This window comes from Rhizobium mongolense subsp. loessense (genome assembly GCF_900099775.1).
GTDB lineage: Bacteria > Pseudomonadota > Alphaproteobacteria > Rhizobiales > Rhizobiaceae > Rhizobium > Rhizobium loessense.
On the sequence record NZ_FMTM01000006.1, the window covers coordinates 204916 to 224018 of the forward strand.

The window sequence follows — 19103 nt, forward strand, 5'->3', positions numbered from 1 at the left end:
GCAGCACAAACTGGCCCGGCGAAAGCCGGGTTCTTTTTTTATTCGGAGATGATCTTCACGCGGTCGCCGGGCGAGACCGTGCCGCCAGTTGGCAGGGCATTGATCAGTTTGAAGAGGTCGAGTTTACGATCCGTGCCCAGCATTCGCGCCGCCAGCGTTGCGACGTTTTCGCCGGGACGGACGCTGATGACGCGGATCCTCAGAGGCTTCAGCGTTGCCGCCTCCTGCGGTGTCATGCGGCGGAAGCTGGCGCGCAACACGTCTGCTGTCTGCTGCAGGACGGCGCTGCCCTTTGGAACGGCGGTCAGGAAGCGGAAGATCTGCGAATTATTGCGTACCACAGTCACGTCGAAATCCCATCGATCCGCGGTTGCACGGGCCGTAGCCGCTTCCATGCCGTTGACGGTGATCGGCCGGATCGTCGAAGGATCGAGGCCGGTGACCCAGCCGCTCGATATGTAGTTCGTCAAGCTTTGGTTGTCGTTGTCGGCAACCCCGTCGAAGCGGATCGCCACGTCTCCCGGACCGGTTGCCATGACGGCTTCGACTTTATTGTCGATGCTGAAATCCGGCGGCACGTCGAAGCGAATGCCGAGACCACCGTGCAGGAAGGTCTGGCCACGAACATAGCCTTCCTCCGGACTGTCGCCATAGAGAAGACCGTCAATGCCATCGAGATAATAGCCCCGGCCCTTGTCACCGACCGTCCCTTCCTGGCCGAAGGCGCGGGCGTGATCGCGCGCAAGCTCGATACGCTGCACCGAGTTCGGGTGGCTCGAAAGGAAGTCCAGGCTTTGGTCGGCCTCAGGATCGGCGGACATGAAGCGGCTATAGGCCGCCATGGAATCGAGGAAGCGAGTGGCCGCGTAAGGATCGTAGCCCGCTTCGCCAAGCATGCGGACGCCGATCACATCGGCTTGCAGTTCCTGCTGGCGCGAGAAGGCGGCGAGACGCAGCTTGCCGCGGGCAAGCGCCTGCTTGCCAGCGATGTCGCTCGACAAAACCTCGGCGACCACGCGGCTCGCAATAACCTCCGCCTCTTCGCGCTTCTGGCGTTCGATTCCGTGATTGGCCGTAACGTGACCCATTTCATGCGACAGCACAGCTGCGACTTCGGAAGCGTCGTTGGCAAGCGCCAGCAGACCACGGGTCACATAGAGATAGCCGCCCGGTAGCGCGAAAGCGTTGATTGCCGGTGAATTCAAAATCGTGATTCGGTAGGACTGGCTCGGATTCTCCGAAACCGCCGTTAGCGCACCGGCAATGCGCGCAACGAGGCGTTCAGTCTTGGCGTCCTTGTATTCGCCGCCGTAGCTTGCAACGATACGCGGATGTTCGCGCGCGCCCATGGCGGCACGCGGATCGTTCTTTTGTACTTCATCGACGATCTGCGGGCTGGCAGAGGGCGAGACCGTCGGCTGGTAGGATTGCTCGAGAATCGACTGGCAGCCATTGAGCGCGACTGCGGCTGCAGACACCAGCAACGCATGGCGGCTCCACCGGTATGGCGCAGAAAGCACGTTACTGGAGGGCGCGGGGCGTTTCCACGTCGTCATGCTGTCCAGTCTGGCTCTCCGAGTCATCTTGCTTTTCGGCCGGTTCGCCGCTTGTCCGATCCGGCCGCTTCCAACGGGGTTCAACAGTCGTCCATCCCGGTTCTCGCACTGCACAGCGGGAAGACACAAGCCATTGCTGTAACTGATTTCCGCATCGGTTGCATAGCGAGACTCTGTTTAATTGTAGCGCCGTTGTATTTTAGCAAGCGTGGCGTCGTTAAGGCGATCTTTCGCTCGGATGAAAATGTGGCGAAAGTGCCATCGCGAATGTGAAATTCGTCAACCGTGCAGAAATCGCCTTAGCGCGGGCATGTCTTCCCGCGCGAGATATTCGGTGAGTGGCGCGGCAAGAGAGATCGCGCCTTTATCGATGAAGACACCGTAATCGGCGATCCGGCGCACCTCGTCGGGATCATGCGAAACGATGATCACCGTGTTTTTGGTTTCCATATGCAAACCAAGCAGCAGTTCGGCCATGCCTGCGCGCAAACCCGGGTCAAGTGCTGCAAAAGGTTCATCGAGCAGCAGAACGGCGCGCTTTCGCACGAGCGCCCGCGCAAATGCGGCTCGCTGCCGCTCTCCACCGGAAAGCGTTGCTGGCATGCGCCTTTCGAAATTGGCAAGGCCGACCTTCTCAAGCGCCTGGAAAATTTTTCTCCGGTCTTCGGCGGCAAGCTTCAACGCCGGATCGATCCCCAGGCCGACATTGGTGAAGATATCAAGATGGGCAAAGAGATTGTTGTCCTGGAAGACGACAGAGACCGGACGTTCCGCCGGATAGGCGGCCGTTACATCGGCGCCGTGCATCAGAATGCGGCCGCTGTCAGGTCTTTCAAAACCGGCAAGCAGATTGAGAAAAGTTGACTTCCCGGCGCCCGAAGGGCCGCTCACCGCGACGATCCGGCCGGCCGGCAGACGGCAATCGAAATGGAACGCGTGCACGCCGAGCATCAGGCGCACGTCCTGCATGTCGATCTCGTCTTGATCAGCGATCGCCATCGACACTCTCCCGTCTCGGTTGGCCTGCTGTTCCGGCAATTGTCAGCAGCAGGCAAATGATGCCGAGGATCAGCGCAAGGCCGTCGGCATCGTTCGTCCGGTAGCTGCCCATGCGGCTGTAGACGAGCCAGGGCAATGTGACAAAACCTTCAGAGCCGAAGAGAGCGACGGCGCCGAGATCGCCGAGCGAAAGCGCCATGGCGAACGACAAGGCGGTGAGCAGCGGCTTCTTCAAGGCCGGCCAATCGATGAACCTCAACCGAGCCGCGCGCTCAATACCCAGGCTTGCGGCGAGTTTCTGCGTCCGGCGCTGATGCACAACATAGGCCGGCTCAAGTACGCGCATGACAAAAGGAAGTGCCATCAGCATATTGATGAGAACGACAAGGACGGCTGCAAAGCGCGTCGCATCGCCGAAAGGCCGCAGTGCCATGAACCACCCGGTTGCGAGCACAATTGGCGGCACGAGTAGGACCATCGATGAAGCACCGCCCATGGCTGTGAAAAAGGACCTGTCGGTAACGCCGCGCCGCCGCTTCGATAAGATTGCATGCCGGGCGCGAATCATCGCCATCGACAGGACGATCGAGAGGAGCGCGGCCGAAAGCGAGATCGCCAAGCTCATCCCGGCTGACTGCCAGAAGATCGGCTCCTGCAGCAGCTTTATGAGATCGGCGTGCAACCCCGCGGTGATGACCGACAAAAGCGGCAGGCCGAGGAAAAGCACGGCGATTAGCAAGAGCAGACCGTCGGCTATTCTGGCATATGGCCCGTTGCCATCAAGCCGCTTGATGTCTCTGCCTTCGGTCAGGCCCTCATCTGCGGCAGGCGGAAAAAGTGCCATCGCGCCGAGGATCATCGCCGTCAGCGCGATCTGCAGCATCGACAAGGCGATTGCGCGCCCGGGGTCGAAATCGAAACGGAGCGACTGGTAGATCGCAACCTCGATCGTGGTTGCTGCCGGGCCGCCACCGAGGGTTAGCACCAACGTGAAGCTGGTGGCGCAGAGCATGAAGATTAATCCGGCTATCCCGGGAATGAGCGGGCGGATCGCCGGCCATTCAATGAAGCGGAAGACCGAGCGGGGCCGCATGCCGAGCCCGCTTGCCATCAGCCAGTATTCGGCGGGCACGCGTTCGAGACCTGCAAGCATCAGGCGGCAGGCAAGCGGCAGGTTGAAGAAGACATGGGCGAGAAGGATGCCGGTTAGCCCATAGATGCTTACCGGTTCGTCAAGCCCGACCTTCATCATAAGCGAGTTCAACAATCCCTGCCTGCCCCATATCCCGATCAAGCCAAGTGCGCCGATCAGTACCGGCAGCCCCATAGGAACCGCCATCAGGCGGATGATCCAGATGCGCCCAAAAAAATGCGGCTGGCGGGCGAGCGCGCGTGCAACCGGAATCGCGAAGGCAATGGAAAGTGCGGTCGAAAGCAGCGCCTGCAGCAGCGTGAAGCGCAGCACACGCAGAATATAAGGATCGAGAAGAATGCCGACGATGGCCGCGCCGCCTCCGGCAAAAAGCAACGAGAAGGCTGCAAGGCCGACAAACAACGTGACGGCGACGAGGCTGATCGCCCCGCCGGTCAATGCACGCTGTCGTTCGGCTGCGGTCTGCAGCATCAGTTCATGCTCATCGCCGCCAGCCACTCATCGATCCAGGCCTTGCGGCTCCTGGCGACGTCGTCGGGGCTCATCAGGAAGGTCTTGGCCGGATTGACCAGCTTGCTAAAGGCATCCGGCAGCGGCTTGGAGGTTGCGGAAACCGGCATCATCCAGTTGTTCGTCGGAATGGTATCCTGGAAGCCGGGTGTCATCATGAACTTCAGGAAGTCGCGGGCAAGATCCTTGTCCGGCGCATTCTTCAAACGGCCCGCGACTTCGATCTGGATATAATGGCCTTCCGAGAAGGCTGCGGCCTGGTAGCGATCGGTATTCTCAGTCACCATGTGATAGGCAGGGGATGTGGTATAAGACAAAACCATCGGCGCCTCGCCCTTGGTGAACAGGCCATAGGCCTCGGACCAGCCGGGCGTGACCGTCAGGATGCGGTTCTTGAGTTTGCCCCAGGCTTCGGGCGCCTTGTCGCCGTAAACGGATTTGACCCAGAGCAGCAAGCCGAGGCCCGGTGTCGAGGTTCGCGGATCTTCGATGACGATCTTCTGCGAAGGATCACCTTCGACCAGATCCTTCATACTCTGAGGCGGGTCCTTGATCGTTTGCGTATCGTAGATGATCGCGAAGTGACCGTAGTCGTAGGGAACGAAGACATCGTCCACGAAGCCGCCCGGCACCTTTAGCGCGCCGACATCGACGCCACTTGCGTCGAAGAGGCCTGTCTCTTTGGCTTCGGTGACGAGGTTCGTGTCGATGCCGAGGACGATGTCAGCCTTGGTCGAAGCTCCCTCGAGCTTCAAGCGCGAAAGCAGTGCGACGCCATCGGCGACGCTGACGAAATTGACCGTGCAGCCGCATGTCTTCTCAAAAGCGTCCTTGACCTTCGGCCCGGGTCCCCATTCGGACGTGAAGCTTTCGTAAGTGTATATGGTGAGCGTCTTTTCCGCGGCGTGCGCGGCAGACAAGCCGAGCGTCGCGACGAAAAATGCTGCGGTCAGCGAAGAGATAATCGATGTGTGGCCGGACATGGCGCGCCTCCTCCTTGAGTTTCTTTTGCACGGGAAAAGGGCGTTGGCGAATGTCACGCGTCTAATCCCTCCGCCGGTGTTAACCGGATCAGGTTCCGCGGGTTGGCTCGATGCCTCTCAGCCGGTATCCTTGCGGACATCCAGGCACCCCGTTAGAGCGTCGGCAGGTGTATCGCCATGAAGGCTTTATGACAAGGGCGAAGCGCGCTGACCGAAGCCCCTTTCCCTTGGCCCCTGCTTTGCGCTATGGGCAATGCCATGAGCCAATCCACTTTCACGATCCTGCTCGGCGGCGAACTCAGCCTGACCGAGCGCCTGCGTTCTGCCGTTTCAGGCAGCCGCTTCATCGCCGCCGACGGCGGCATGCGGCATGCAGAAACGCTTGGCGTGGTGCCGGAGCTTTGGGTCGGGGATTTCGACTCGACGCCGCCGGATCTTAAAGGCGCATTTCCGCATGTCCCGAAACAGCCCTACCCGGCCGCCAAGTCCGCAACAGATGGGGAAATCGCCGTGTCGGAGGCGATTGCGCGCGGCGCACGGCGACTTGTCCTTGCCGGTGCGCTCACTGGCGAGCGCTCGGACCACGCGCTCCAGCTCCTGCTTTACGCCGTCAGCCTTGGCGAACAGGGTTTCGACATTCTGTTGACCTCCGGAACGGAGGAGGCCGTGCCGCTTCTCGCTGGTAAAATCGAGCTCGATTTGCCGAGGAACAGTCTGTTTTCGGTGTCCGGCTTCAGCGAACTGCATGGTCTTTTCATCGAGAATGCCCGCTATCCGCTCATCGATTTTCATTTGCCCTTCGGCTCCTCGCGCACCATTTCCAACGTCGCGGAAGGCAAGGTTCGTTTTACGCTCGGCAGCGGCCGGGCGATCGTCCTTGCCCGCCCTTATGATTTTTCCGGAGTCTGATTTTTGGCCCCTCCTATCCTGAAACTCGACGGTATCTTCCTAAGCTTCGGTGGAACGCCACTCTTGGCCGGCGCGAACCTGCAGGTGGAGCCGGGCGATAAGATCTGTCTGGTCGGCCGTAACGGGTCGGGCAAATCGACGCTTTTGAAGATTGCGGCCGGGATCGTTGAAGCGCAATCAGGCGAGGTTTTCCGCCATCCATCCTCGACGGTGCGCTATTTAGAGCAGGCTCCGGATTTTGCCGGTTTCAAGACGGTGCAGGCCTATGCGGAAGCCGGTCTTGGGCCGGGCGATGACCCTTATCGCGTGACCTACCTCCTTTCGCATCTCGGCCTTACTGGCGAAGAGGACCCGAAGAACCTCTCCGGCGGCGAAGCGCGACGCGCCGCGCTTGCCCGGGTGATGGCGCCCGAACCGGACATTCTCCTGCTTGATGAGCCGACGAACCATCTCGACCTTCCGACCATTGAATGGCTGGAAGGCGAACTCCAGAAGAGCCGCAGCGCGCTGGTCCTGATTTCCCACGACCGCCGTTTCCTCGAAAAGGTCTCGACGGCGACCGTCTGGCTCGACCGGGGTTTGTCGCGGCGGCTCGACCGTGGCTTTGCCCATTTCGAAGCCTGGCGCGATCAGGTGCTCGAGGCCGAAGAACTGGAGCAGCACAAGCTCGGCAAGGCGATCGAACGCGAGGAGCACTGGCTGCGCTACGGCGTAACCGCTCGGCGCAAGCGCAATATGCGCCGCCTTGGCGAGTTGCAGACCATGCGCTCGCAGCATCGTGGCCACAAGGGGCCGCAGGGCACCGTGCAGGCTGCGGTCTCCGATGCGCAGGAATCTGGCAAGCTGGTGATCGAAGCGGAAAAGATCACCAAGACTTTCGGTGACCGTCAAATTGTTGCGCCGTTCTCAATTCGCGTCCATCGCGGCGATTGCATCGGTCTCGTCGGACCAAACGGCGCGGGCAAGACGACGCTTCTGAAGATGCTGACGGGACAGTTTTCGCCGGATAGCGGCACGGTGAAGCTCGGGACCAATCTCGAGATTGCAACGCTCGACCAGAAGCGCGAAGACCTCAATCTGGAGGATACGCTCGCGCACTACCTGACTGACGGGCGCGGCGAGAACCTGCTGGTGAACGGGGAGCAACGGCACGTCACCGGCTACATGAAGGAATTCCTCTTCCAGCCGGAGCAGGCGCGCACGCCGATTAAGAACCTGTCAGGCGGTGAGCGGGCGCGGCTGATGCTGGCGCGCATCCTCGCGCGCCCGACCAACCTTCTGATCCTCGATGAACCGACCAACGACCTCGATCTCGAGACGTTGGACCTGCTGCAGGAAATCGTCGCCGGCTTCCCGGGCACGGTCATCCTCGTGAGCCACGACCGCGACTTCCTCGATCGCACGGTGACCTCGACCATCGCGCCCGCCGTCCCCGACGCGCCTGATGGGCGCTGGATCGAATATGCCGGCGGCTATTCCGATATGCTTGCCCAGCGCAAGGGCGCGATGGAGGAGCGGAAGAAAATCGAAAAGGCCGCCGAGAAACCGAAAGCCGAGTCGGCTGCGTCCGTGGCAGATGTCTCGAAGGGCAAAGGCAAGCTCTCCTACAAGCAGAAATTCGCGCTCGAAACCCTGCCCAAGGAAATGGCCAAGGCAGAAGCTGAAATCGCCAGGCGCGAAGAAAAGATGACCGATCCCGATCTCTTCAGCAAAGATACTGCCACCTTCAACCGGCTTGCGGCGGAGATGGAAAAGCTGCGCGACAGCCTGACGAGGATGGAAGAAGAATGGTTGGAGCTTGAAATGCTGCGCGAAGAGCTCGAGGGCTAGGTTCCGTCCTGACGGTGAAAACCGTCCTGCCCTTTGTCAGCTTGCGGGGGTCTTGTCCGTCCTTGGTTCGAACGCGTGGTATTGCGACTGTTCAAACGACCCGTGCATGTGCGTGCGCCGTGGCAGTTCCTGCTGCCGGGGAGGCCGACTGCTCGATCTTCGCCGCCAGTGGATGCAAATGCAATGTGCGCGGATTGAAGGTTTCGACGTAGGCGTCGGATCGTCCGATATAAATCATCGTGGAATCGGATAGCGTCGTCAGCAGCGCCATCAGGGTTGATTGCCATTCCGGCTCAAGGCCTTCCAGCACTTCGTCGAAGACGATCCAGCGCGGCCGGGCCAGCAGCAAGCGGGCAAAGCCGATCGCCTTCTGCTCATCGGAGTCGAGGATCTTATCCCAGCGGGCCCGGGTATCGAGACGCGCAATGAGGTGGCTAAGGCCGGCTTTCTGAAGTGCTGCTTCGACGTCCTCGCTCTTATAGGTGTCCACCGGTTCCGGGAAGGACAGCGCTTCGCGCAACGTGCCGCCGGGCACATAGGCCACTTCTGGAACGAAAAGCACGCCGTCGGCGGGCGGCAGCCCTATCTTGCCGCTGCCGCAGGGCCAGAGGCCTGCAAGCGCCTGGAACAGCAGCTTGCGGTTCACATTGTGATCGCCGTTGATCATGACCTTCTCGCCGGCTCTGATCGTGACATCCGCCTCGCGGACGGCAAAGCCGCCGCAAAGATCGACCTCTTCGCCGAGCTTGGCGGCGATCATCAGGTTCTTGAGGGTCAGCGTATCCGCGTTATCCTCGTAGGTGATCGCATTCTTCGGATTGATGGGTTCGTCCATGCCGTGCAGGGCATGGCGGAAATCGGTCACGCGCATCAGCGTGGCGCGCCACTCGGCGATCGCGGCGAAATTGGCAACATACCAGCGCAGCGCCGTATTCACCTGGTTGAAGGCGCCGACGGACATCATGAGTTCGCCGAAGGTCAGGCTGCCCGAGAAATAGGCAGGAGCCGCGACGATGATCGGGACGACGATGACCAGCCAGCCGTAACCCGCCGAAACCCAGGTGAGGTTGGTGCTCGCCATCGTCAGCCGCTTCAGGATGGCAAGTACCGAAGTGATATCCTCATTGATCCGTCGGCGTTCGTTTTCCTCGCCGCGGGCCACGGTAATCGCCGGCATGTTCTCGTTGGCATGCATCAGCGAAAAGCGAAGCTCCGCTTCCTTGGAGAAGCGGTCGGCATTCAATATCACCAGCTTGCGGCCGACGATCTGGCTGAGGATCGAGGCGGATGCCGCATAGAAGATCGCGGCCCAGACCATATAGCCCGGAATGGCAAAGGCGTAGGTGCGAAAATGGAAGACGAAGCCGCTCGAAAGCTCCCAGAGAACGCCGATGAAACTGACGAGCAGGATTGTCGACTGGATGAGGCCGAGCGTGAGGCCGGTCGTGCTTTCTGCAAGATTGCGTGCGTCCTCGTGTAGCCGCTGATCCGGGTTGACCCCGATCAGCCCGGTTGAGGCGAGACGCAGCGCACGCTTGCGCTTCAGCCAGTGATCCACGAGGTCACGGGTAAGTCCCTCGCGCATATAGAGCGCGGTCATCTGGTTGAGCCACGCCTGGCCGACGTTCATGAGCAAAAGCGAACCGGCAATCAACGCGAAGACCTGGAGCTGATGGAAGAATTCTCCGACGTCGCGGCGCTGCAGGGAATCGTAAAACGGCGCATTCCAGCGGTTCAGAATGACCTGGCCATAGGCCGTCGCCAGGATCACCGCGAGCAAGATCGCGGCGAGAAGCAGGATCTTTCCGCGGACCTTGGAATCCCAGAATGCGGCGAACATCAGTTTCAGGCGGTATCCGAGGCTCAGATCGTAACCTACTCTATCCTGCCCTTGAATGCTCGGTCTGCCTTCGACGACGTCTGCCATTTATGTCCTTCCATGCGGACCATGATGATGCTTGATTAACATGGTGACGCGCCCTGTCCATCAACAGATTCTACCAGTCATTAACGCGTGAGTTACCTTGGTTCAACGCGCCCCTTCAGAATTGCGATTGATTCGCGTGGGCTCCGGCGCTATTTAGTGTTCTCCGTGGTGATTTGGCCGGCCGGCTTGCAGCCACGTTAAATAAGTCGCTAAAGGGCCGCGTGCGGACCGGTAGCGATTCTTTCGCCGCCGGTTTTTTATTTGCCGGTACCTTTTGTTTTGTTGAGTGACCGCAATGCCCATCAAGATCCCCGATACTCTGCCAGCTTTCGAGACCCTCGTTCATGAGGGCGTGCGGGTGATGACCGAAACGGCGGCCATCCGTCAGGATATCCGCCCTTTGCAGATCGGGCTTCTCAATCTCATGCCGAACAAGGTCAAGACGGAGTTGCAGATGGCGCGCCTTGTAGGCGCCTCGCCGCTTCAGGTGGAGCTCTCGCTGATCCGCATTGGCAACCATAGGGCCAAGAACACATCCGAAGACCACCTGCTTGCTTTCTACCAGACCTGGGAGGAGGTAAGGCATCGCAAATTCGACGGCTTCATCATTACTGGCGCACCGATCGAAACTCTGCCTTACGAGGACGTGACCTATTGGACGGAGATGAAGAAGATCTTCGATTGGTCCGAGACCAACGTTCATTCGAGCATGAATGTCTGTTGGGGCGCAATGGCGGCGATCTACCATTTCCACAAGGTTCCGAAATACGAGCTGAAGGAAAAGGCGTTCGGCGTCTATCGCCATAAGAACCTCAAGCCTTCATCCGTCTACCTCAACGGCTTTTCCGATAACTTCGAAGTGCCGGTCTCGCGCTGGACCGAGGTCCGGCGCGCCGATATCGACAAATCCTCAAGCCTCGAAATCCTCATGGAATCCGATGAGATGGGCGTGTGTCTCGTGCATGAGAAAAAAGGCAAGCGGCTCTACATGTTCAATCATGTGGAATACGATTCCACATCGCTGTCCGACGAATATTTCCGCGACGTGAATGCCGGCGTGCCGATCAAGATGCCGCATAATTATTTCCCGCATAACGATCCGTCGCTTGCACCGCAGAACCGCTGGCGCAGCCATGCGCATCTGCTCTTCGGCAATTGGATCAACGAAATCTACCAGACCACGCCTTATGATCTCGACGAAATCGGTACAAAAATCTGAACCGCAGCCGCCTCTGATCTTGTTGCGGCGGCGTCTCTTTTTTGTGTTTGATGGTTGCGGTCCTCGGCAAATGGAGGCAGGTTCGCGGGCCTGAAACCAACACAGATTTGGGATGGCGAACTATGTCGGAAAAGCTCGAACGGGAAGTTTTCGGGACGACGAAAGACGGCGAAACCGTCTATCGCGTCGAGATCAAGGGCGGCGGGCTTACAGCCAAGATCATGACTTGGGGGGCAGTCATCCAGGATCTCCGGCTCGACGGCCATGATGCGCCTCTCCTGCTCGGATTCGACGACTTTGCCAGCTATCCGTCCCATTCCTCCTATTTTGGTGCAACGCCTGGTCGCTGTGCCAACCGCATCGGCGGCGGCAAGTTTACCCTCGACGGCAAGGCCTACCAACTCGAGCTCAATGAAAAGGGCGTTTCGCACCTGCACGGCGGCAGTGACAATATCGCCAAGCGCAACTGGACGATTGTCGAGCACGATGCAGACTGTGCCGTCTTGAAGATCGTCGACCCGGACGGCCGCGCAGGCTATCCAGGCAACTGCACGGTCCAGGCGACTTACCGTGTGCATGGTAACGGCGAACTCTCGGTCGCATACGAGACGACCACAGACCAGCCGACGCTCGCCAATCTCTGCCAGCACGCCTATTTCAATCTCGACGGTCGTGAAGATGCGCTCGGCCACGATATCATGATCGCTGCCGATCATTATCTACCGACCGACGAGAAACAAATCCCGACCGGCGAGATCCGACATGTCGAAGGCACGGTTTTCGATTTCCGCGAAATGGCCCCGATGAAGCGGTTCGATGACGGCGGCGAGCAGGCGCTTTACGACCACAATTTCTGCCTTTCGACCCAACGCACGGCCAAGCGGACCGTCGTACTGGCACGCAGCGTCAACTCCGGGGTCTCGCTGGAGGTTAGGACCACCGAACCGGGCATACAGTTTTATGCCGGTTTCAAGCTCGACGTTGCGGTAGCGGGCATAGGTGGTCGGAAGTACGGGCCCTTCGCCGGCTTCTGCCTCGAAACGCAGGTTTGGCCGGATGCGATCAATCATCAGGGCTTTCCAAATGCGGTGCTACGCCCCGGCGAGGTGCTGCGGCAGGAAACGGATTACATCTTCACGAAAAGCTGATCTTCGCGGGCATTCCGTCATTCGTAAACCTTCATGGCGTCACGAGGGTTTTATCTTTGCGTCATAGATTCAGCTTGAAAAGTGGTTCTAAATAGGTTCTATGGTTAATCCATGGATAGAACCAGTCTGATAACGGAGCTCAACGCCCGCGGTCTGCGCGACGAAACGATGACGGGACCGCTCTACAAGCGGCTGGCACTGGCGTTGACCGGCCTCATTCAGGAAGGCCTTCTCAGGCCGGGTGCGGCCCTTCCTGGAGAGCGCGATCTCGCCGAAGCTCTGAAGCTCGGCCGCGTGACGGTGCGAACCGCCTATCGTGATCTGATGAGCTCTGGCGCATTGGAATCGCGTCACGGCAGCGGTACCTTCGTTTCCAGTAAGGTGGAGCGCATGGAGCAGCCGCTCTGGCGTCTTTCGTCTTTCTCGGCCGATATGCGCTCGCGCGGCCGTTTGCCGGCGGCAAGAATATTGTCCCGCACGATCAATTCGCCATCGCCGGAAGAATCCTTCCTTCTCGGGCTTGGGCAGGATGAGGCCGTTCTGCGCCTGGATCGACTGCGCCTCGCGGATGGATTGCCGCTGGCGATCGAGCGGGCGGTTGTGCCGATCAAGTTCCTCGGCGGCAATGCCGGTGGCGAGGGATCGCTTTATGATGCGCTGGCCGCAAACGGCCACAAGCCGGTGCGCGCTCTGCAGCGGCTGACCGCCGTGACGCTCGATCCTTCGTCAGCCTCGATGCTGAATGTTAAGACCGGTGCGCCGGCGCTCTTGATCGAACGGATTTCGCGCCTGGAAGACCAGCGCGTCGTTGAATACACCCGTTCGCACTACCGCGGCGATGCCTATGACTTCGTAGCCGAACTGAAAATTGGAGATGACCTATGAGTGAGAACCAGTCGCTGATGCTGCAGGAGGCGGGCCAGTCGGCGGACGTGGTCGCGACGCTCCTTCAAAAGGAGAAGCCGGTTTTCGCCGAAATCGCCAAGCTGTTTTCCTCGGTTCGCCCGAGCGTGGTGACGACGGCAGCGCGCGGCTCTTCGGATCATGCTGCGACCTTCTTCAAATATCTCTTCGAGATCACTGCCGGTATTCCCGTGGCGTCCGTCGGCCCATCGATCGCTTCCGTCTATGGTGCGGCCTTGCAGTTGAAGGGTGGGGTTCACTTCACGGTTTCGCAATCCGGCGCCAGCCCAGATATCGTTGCCCTTCAGGATGCCGCCAAGCGCGGCGGCGCGACGACGATCGCCGTTGTGAACGTCACCGACAGCCCGCTTGCAAAGCAGGCAGATATCGTTCTGGACCTCAATGCGGGCGCGGAAAAGAGTGTTGCCGCGACCAAGTCCTTCATCGCCTCGGTTGCCGCGCTCGCCGGTGTGACGGCTGCCATCGGCGCTACGGCCGATCTGCAAGCCTCATTGGAGAGGTTGCCGGAGGCTCTATCGGCGACTGCGGGTATCGATACGGCCGCCGCAGAAGACGTCCTCTTCAATGCAACCTCGCTTTATACGGCAGGCCGCGGGCCAGCTTTTGCAATCGCGCTCGAGGCCGCGCTGAAAGCCAAGGAAACGTCCGGCCTTCACGCGGAAGCCTTCTCGCTGGCAGAGCTGATGCATGGCCCGATGCGCCTCGTGCAGCCGGGTTTCCCGATCGTCGCCTTCATGCCTGATGATGCGGCCTATGCCAACAATGTTCAGGCACTCGAGCGATTACAAAAGCTCGGCGCAACGACGGTACCGTTCTCAGCGCAGCCGCTTTCCGGCGTCAATCTGCTCGTGCCGACGACGGGCAACGGCCTACTCGATCCGCTCGTGTCGCTTCTCGTCTACTATCGCCTGATCGAGTCGGTGACGCGCCGCAAGGGTTTCGATCCAGACAAGCCGGCGAACCTGCTCAAAGTCACGGAGACGATATGATACCCCGCAAGATTTTCACCGGTGCCCGGATCTTCGACGGCGAGAGATTCCACGACGAAAAGGCGCTGATCGTTACCAATGGCCGGGTCGAGGCGATTGTCTCGTGCAACGGGTTGCCCGAAGGCGAGACGATCTCGCTTGCCGGCGGCGTGCTTTCGGCAGGTTTCGTCGATGCGCAGGTCAATGGCGGCGGCGGGCGTATGCTGAACGATGAGCCGTCGGCAGCTTCGATGTCTATCATTGCTGACGGTCACCGCCGCTACGGCACGACGGCGCTGCTTCCGACGCTGATCACCGATACGGCGGATGCGACGGCGGCTGCGATCGAGGCCGCGAAGGATGCGGTTATAACCAATCGCGGCGTGGCCGGTCTTCATCTGGAAGGTCCGCATCTGGCGCCTGCCCGCAAAGGCGCGCATCTGGCCGAACTGATGCGCCCGGTCGAAGGCAAGGATGTCAAAGCTCTCATCCGCGCCCGTGAGGCGATCGGTACGCTGCTCGTGACGATGGCGGCCGAACAGGTGACGGTCGCTCAAGTTCGCGAACTGAGCGAGGCTGGCATCATCGTCAGCATCGGTCATTCGGATTGTTCGAGCGAAGCTGCAGAAGAGCGTTTCGATGCTGGAGTACGCGGCGTCACCCATCTTTTCAACGCCATGAGCCAGATGGGCCATCGCGCACCCGGTCTGGTTGGCGCGGCGATCGACCATCCGTCGACTTGGTGCGGCATAATCGCCGACGGCCATCATGTCGATCCAAAAGCGCTGCGCACTGCGCTTCGCGCCAAGCGCGGGGAAGGCAAGCTCTTCTTCGTGACGGATGCCATGTCGCTGGTGGGCTCGGAGAAGGACAGCTTCATGCTGAACGGCCGCACCGTGCGGCGTGAGCAGGGGGGCTTCTGCTCGAAGCTGGTGCTTTCGGACGGCACACTTGCCGGATCGGACGTCGATATGGCGTCGACCATCCGCTATGGCGTCACCTATCTTGATCTGACGCTTGCCGAGGCGCTGCGCATGGCAACGCTCTATCCGGCCCGGTTTCTCCGGCTCGACGGTTATGGCCATCTTTCGCCGGGAGCGCGCGCCGACTTCGTGCATTTGACGGATGCGATCGAAGTCACGGCCACTTGGATCGACGGCGAAGCGGCCTGACGCAAAGGAAATGCCATGACGGCGGTTACGGATGCCTATTTCTCCAATCTGATCGGCCGTCTTGAGGCTTTGAAGAAAAGCCTTGCCGAACCCATGGCGAAGGCCGCAGCAGTCATCCTCGATGCGGCCCATCATGACAAGCGCGTTTACGTCTTCGGTACGGGCCATTCGCATATGCTGGCCGAGGAGGTGCATTATCGCGCCGGCGGTCTTGCGTTTACCGTGCCGGTTCTCATCGGCTCCGCGATGCTGCATGAGGGGGCGGTCATCAGCTCGGTCTACGAGCGCACGCAAGGCCTCGTTCGGCCGGTGCTGGAGCGCTACGGCATGCAGCCAGGCGACGTTATCATCATCGCTTCGAACTCGGGCGTGAATGCCGCACCAATCGAGGCTGCGGATTATGGTCGCGAGATCGGCGCCAAGGTGATCGCTGTTACCTCGGTTGCCTATTCGAGCGCGATCGCCAATGGCCGCCGCCGGCTTGCGGATATCGCCGATGTCGTGCTGGATAACGGCTTGCCGCCCGGCGATGCCGTGCTCGATCTGGCTGGAAGCGGTCTCAAGGTAGGCCCGGTGTCGACGGCTGTCGGAGCAACCGTGCTGAACGCAATCTTCGCTGAAGTTGCCTCAGCGCTTTCGAAGTCCGGCGACGCACCGGTCTATCTCAGCGCCAACATGCCGGGCGCTGCGGAGGTCAATCAGCGGCTGGTGAAAAAATACCGGCCGCGCAACCCGCATCTGTAGTCAAAACAGCAAGGCCGGCGTCGGCCGGCCTTTCTGTCTGAAATGTCCGAAGGATCAATCCTTGGCGCGTTCGACGTAGGAGTTGTCTTCCGTTGCGATAACGACGCGCGTGCCCGCGTTGATATGAGGCGGCACCAGGGTGCGCACGCCGTTCGAAAGCATCGCCGGTTTATAGGAGGAAGACGCTGTCTGGCCCTTCACGACCGGTTCCGTCTCGGTGATCTCAAGCGTGACGTGACGCGGCAGCTCGAGTGCCAGCGGAATGCCTTCATGGATCGACAGAATGCAGGTCATGCCTTCCTGGAGGTAGGCCTTCTGGTCGCCCATTGTTTCGTTGTCGACGACAACCTGATCGTAGGTCGCCGGGTTCATGAAGTGGAAACCTTCGCCGTCTTCATAGAGATACTGGAAGTTCACATCCTCAACGAAGGCGCGCTCGACCTGCTCGGTCGTGCGCCAGCGCTCGGAAACCTTCACGCCGTCGACGATGCGGCGCATGTCGACCTGGGTGACCGGCGTACCCTTGCCGGGGTGAAAGTTCTGCGCAGTGAGAACGACGTAGAGTTTGCCGTCTACGTCGAGAACGTTGCCCTTGCGGACCGAAGAGGCGATGACCTTGACCATAAGACTTCCTTGTAACTCGGCTTTTGGCGTCGTAGAGGGACTGTCTGGATGGTCCCGATGACGCAAATTGTTTTCGTTGGGGGCGCAACTAACCTAAAATCCGGCAAAACGCCAGCCCTCGCGTTGGCCGGCCTCGTGAAGAAAGCTGAGAATGAACCTTACCGGCGCCAAAGCGTCTCCTTGGTGGACCCCCAGCGTCCACGCGGACCGCCGCCCCTTCCTGATTGGACGGAACGCGATCCAGGCGGCGCTGCGTGGCTACTTCGCGCGCGAGGATTTCATCGAGGTAGATACGGCGGCGCTGCAGGTTTCGCCCGGCAACGAGGCGCATCTGCACGCGTTTGCAACCGAGGCGCTGACGACGGACGGGCAAGCGACATCCTTCTACCTGCACACCTCGCCGGAATTTGCCTGCAAGAAGCTGCTCGCGGCCGGTGAGCAGCGCATCGCCTGCTTCGCGCATGTCTATCGCAACCGCGAACGCGGCCCATTCCATCATCCCGAATTCACGATGCTGGAATGGTATCGCGCCGGCGAAAGCTATGAAACGCTGATGATGGACTGCGTGCGGATTCTGGCGCTGGCCGCCGAAACCGTGAAGACGCCGAAGCTGACCTATCGGGGCGCCGAAACCGACCCTTTCGCCGGGCCTGAACGCATCAGCGTCGCAGAGGCGTTCGGGCGCTATGCGGACATTGACCTCTTGGCGTCGGTCGCCGCAGATGGTTCGACGGATCGAGAATATCTGGCGTTCGAACTGCGCCGGAATGGCATGCGCGTTTCCGCCGACGACGGCTGGGCGGACCTCTTCAGCCGCGTCCTTGTTGAAAAGATAGAACCGAACCTCGGTTTCGGCCGTGTGACCATTCTGGATGAATACCCGGTTTGCGAGGCGGCACTCGCCCGTCCCTCGGCACGCGATCGGCGGGTTGCGGAGCGTTTCGAACTCTATGCCTGCGGCGTTGAACTGGCGAACGGCTTCGGCGAGCTCACCAATGCGGCAGAACAACGCCGCCGCTTTGAGCTCGAGATGGCAGAAAAAGCGCGCGTTTATGGCGAACGCTATCCGATCGACGAGGATTTCCTCGATGCGCTTTCGATCATGCCGGAAGCAAGCGGCATCGCGCTCGGCTTCGACCGGCTGGTCATGCTGGCGACAGGAGCCTCGCGCATCGACCAGGTGCTCTGGGCGCCAGTTGCGGAGTATCGATGATGAATATGGTCCGGCCGATCAAAAGCGTCGATGACCTGTCGAAAGCCAGGTTATTGGGCGATCGCGACCGGCTGGCCCTGGAAGAGGTCGCTGCACGATATGCGATCGCCGTGACGCCGACCGTCGCCAAGCTGATCGATCGAGCCGACGTCGACGATCCGATTGCGCGCCAGTTCGTGCCGGATGCGGCCGAGCTCGTCGTAACACCTGAAGAGCGCGCCGACCCGATCGGTGATCATGCGCACAGCCCGGTTGAAGGCATTGTGCATCGCTATCCGGATCGGGTGCTGCTGAAGGCCGTGCATGTCTGTCCGGTTTATTGCCGCTTCTGCTTCAGGCGAGAGATGGTCGGTCCTCAAGGTCTCGGTACGCTCGATCCGACGGCGATGATGGCTGCCTTGGCCTATATTCGCAACCATCCGGAGATCTGGGAGGTGATCCTTACGGGCGGCGATCCGCTCGTCCTTTCGCCGCGGCGGCTTGAAGAGATGATGCGGGAGCTTGCGGCCATCGATCATGTGAAGATCGTCCGCTTCCATACACGCGTGCCTGTTGTCGATCCGCAGCGGATTGATGCGACGTTGATCGCCGCGTTGAAAGCAAGCGGCAAGACGACTTATATCGCGCTCCATGCCAACCATCCGCGCGAAATGACGATCGAAGCCCGTGCAGCCTGTGGCCGGCTCGTCGATGCCGGGATCGTCATGATCAGTCAGTCCGTGCTCTTGAAGGGCGTCAACGACGATGCCGGCGTTCTGGCGGACCTGATGAAGACCTTCGTCGAGACGCGCATCAAGCCCTACTACTTGCATCATCCCGATCTGGCTCCCGGCACCAGCCATTTCCGCCTGACGATCGAAGAGGGCCAGAAGATCGTTTCTTCCCTGCGCGGCCGCATCTCTGGCCTTTGTCAGCCGGCCTATATCCTTGATATCCCGGGTGGCTACGGAAAGGCAGTGATTGGCGAAAATTCTGTCCGGAAGACGGCGGATGGTTGTTTTTCCGTGTTGGATTACCATGGCGCAGAGCATTCCTACCCGCCTTCCGAGTGACGTGAAGACGGGTGGCGTATCATTTCTGCACTTTCAGCCGGGAGACCAATCTTGGCTCCTGAGGCAGGAGTAATGCCTAAGTGTCTGTCAAGAAAAAGATAAAGGCCTTCGAGGCAAGGTACTCTCTAAAATTTTAACCGCGAGCCTTCCTCATATTTAACCAGACAAGTTA

Annotated in this window: 16 protein-coding genes and 2 riboswitches; of the genes, 10 read left to right on the forward strand and 6 right to left on the reverse strand. The window is 60.1% G+C overall.

Annotated features, from left to right (window positions below):
• Positions 1–38: 38 nt before the first annotated feature.
• The 4 genes from BLP23_RS20300 to thiB form a co-directional block, all read right to left on the reverse strand.
• Entirely contained in the window at positions 39–1583 is a 1545-nt protein-coding gene (locus BLP23_RS20300; RefSeq protein WP_092586641.1) for a M48 family metalloprotease, read from the reverse strand.
• 252 nt (positions 1584–1835) lie between these two features.
• Positions 1836–2555 (reverse strand): thiamine ABC transporter ATP-binding protein, encoded by a 720-nt coding sequence (locus tag BLP23_RS20305; RefSeq protein WP_092586642.1) that lies wholly within the window; start codon positions 2553–2555, stop codon positions 1836–1838.
• Positions 2542–4179 carry a thiamine/thiamine pyrophosphate ABC transporter permease ThiP gene (thiP, locus tag BLP23_RS20310; protein WP_092586643.1) on the reverse strand — a complete coding sequence of 546 codons (1638 nt, stop codon included), beginning with the start codon at positions 4177–4179 and terminating at the stop codon, positions 2542–2544. Before thiP ends, BLP23_RS20305 begins: the two co-directional genes overlap by 14 nt.
• Entirely contained in the window at positions 4179–5201 is a 1023-nt protein-coding gene (gene thiB, locus BLP23_RS20315; protein ID WP_092586644.1) for a thiamine ABC transporter substrate binding subunit, read from the reverse strand. Before thiB ends, thiP begins: the two co-directional genes overlap by 1 nt.
• A gap of 48 nt (positions 5202–5249) precedes the next feature.
• Positions 5250–5363, reverse strand: a riboswitch (TPP riboswitch).
• A gap of 96 nt (positions 5364–5459) precedes the next feature.
• Here thiB and BLP23_RS20320 point away from each other — a divergent pair.
• Both BLP23_RS20320 and BLP23_RS20325 read left to right on the forward strand, forming a co-directional pair.
• Positions 5460–6110, forward strand: coding sequence for a thiamine diphosphokinase (locus tag BLP23_RS20320; RefSeq protein WP_092586769.1), 651 nt, complete (start codon positions 5460–5462; stop codon positions 6108–6110).
• Positions 6111–6113: 3 nt separating this feature from the next.
• Positions 6114–7940, forward strand: coding sequence for an ABC-F family ATP-binding cassette domain-containing protein (locus BLP23_RS20325; protein ID WP_092586645.1), 1827 nt, complete (start codon positions 6114–6116; stop codon positions 7938–7940).
• Between the two features lie 91 nt (positions 7941–8031).
• On the opposite strand, the gene BLP23_RS20330 is transcribed toward BLP23_RS20325, so the two are convergent.
• Complete coding sequence (locus BLP23_RS20330) at positions 8032–9867, reverse strand: ABC transporter ATP-binding protein/permease (RefSeq protein WP_092586646.1); 1836 nt, start codon at positions 9865–9867, stop codon at positions 8032–8034.
• Between the two features lie 155 nt (positions 9868–10022).
• Positions 10023–10100, forward strand: a riboswitch (SAM riboswitch).
• Positions 10101–10162: 62 nt separating this feature from the next.
• On the opposite strand from BLP23_RS20330, the gene metA reads away from it, so the two are divergent.
• The 6 genes from metA to BLP23_RS20360 all read left to right on the forward strand — a co-directional run bounded on the left by metA (position 10163) and on the right by BLP23_RS20360 (position 16042).
• Positions 10163–11086: a homoserine O-acetyltransferase MetA gene (metA, locus tag BLP23_RS20335; protein ID WP_092586647.1), complete on the forward strand. Its 924-nt coding sequence runs from the start codon at positions 10163–10165 to the stop codon at positions 11084–11086.
• Positions 11087–11208: 122 nt separating this feature from the next.
• Entirely contained in the window at positions 11209–12234 is a 1026-nt protein-coding gene (locus tag BLP23_RS20340; RefSeq protein WP_092586648.1) for an aldose epimerase family protein, read from the forward strand.
• A 111-nt stretch (positions 12235–12345) separates the two neighbouring features.
• Positions 12346–13119, forward strand: a complete 774-nt coding sequence (locus tag BLP23_RS20345; RefSeq protein WP_092586649.1) for a GntR family transcriptional regulator — start codon at positions 12346–12348, stop codon at positions 13117–13119.
• On the forward strand, positions 13116–14147 hold the full coding sequence (locus tag BLP23_RS20350; protein WP_092586650.1) for an SIS domain-containing protein: 1032 nt from the start codon (positions 13116–13118) through the stop codon (positions 14145–14147). Before BLP23_RS20345 ends, BLP23_RS20350 begins: the two co-directional genes overlap by 4 nt.
• Positions 14147–15298 (forward strand): N-acetylglucosamine-6-phosphate deacetylase, encoded by a 1152-nt coding sequence (gene nagA / locus BLP23_RS20355; RefSeq protein WP_092586770.1) that lies wholly within the window; start codon positions 14147–14149, stop codon positions 15296–15298. The genes BLP23_RS20350 and nagA overlap by 1 nt, the downstream gene beginning before the upstream one ends.
• 15 nt (positions 15299–15313) lie before the next feature.
• Positions 15314–16042: an SIS domain-containing protein gene (locus BLP23_RS20360; RefSeq protein ID WP_092586651.1), complete on the forward strand. Its 729-nt coding sequence runs from the start codon at positions 15314–15316 to the stop codon at positions 16040–16042.
• Between the two features lie 54 nt (positions 16043–16096).
• On the opposite strand, the gene efp is transcribed toward BLP23_RS20360, so the two are convergent.
• Positions 16097–16666 carry an elongation factor P gene (gene efp, locus BLP23_RS20365; RefSeq protein ID WP_022717458.1) on the reverse strand — a complete coding sequence of 190 codons (570 nt, stop codon included), beginning with the start codon at positions 16664–16666 and terminating at the stop codon, positions 16097–16099.
• 151 nt (positions 16667–16817) lie between these two features.
• Between efp and epmA the strand changes: the two genes are divergently transcribed.
• Both epmA and BLP23_RS20375 read left to right on the forward strand, forming a co-directional pair.
• Positions 16818–17879, forward strand: a complete 1062-nt coding sequence (gene epmA, locus BLP23_RS20370; RefSeq protein WP_092586652.1) for an EF-P lysine aminoacylase EpmA — start codon at positions 16818–16820, stop codon at positions 17877–17879.
• Positions 17879–18931 carry a lysine-2,3-aminomutase-like protein gene (locus BLP23_RS20375; protein WP_092586771.1) on the forward strand — a complete coding sequence of 351 codons (1053 nt, stop codon included), beginning with the start codon at positions 17879–17881 and terminating at the stop codon, positions 18929–18931. Before epmA ends, BLP23_RS20375 begins: the two co-directional genes overlap by 1 nt.
• Positions 18932–19103: the final 172 nt, after the last annotated feature.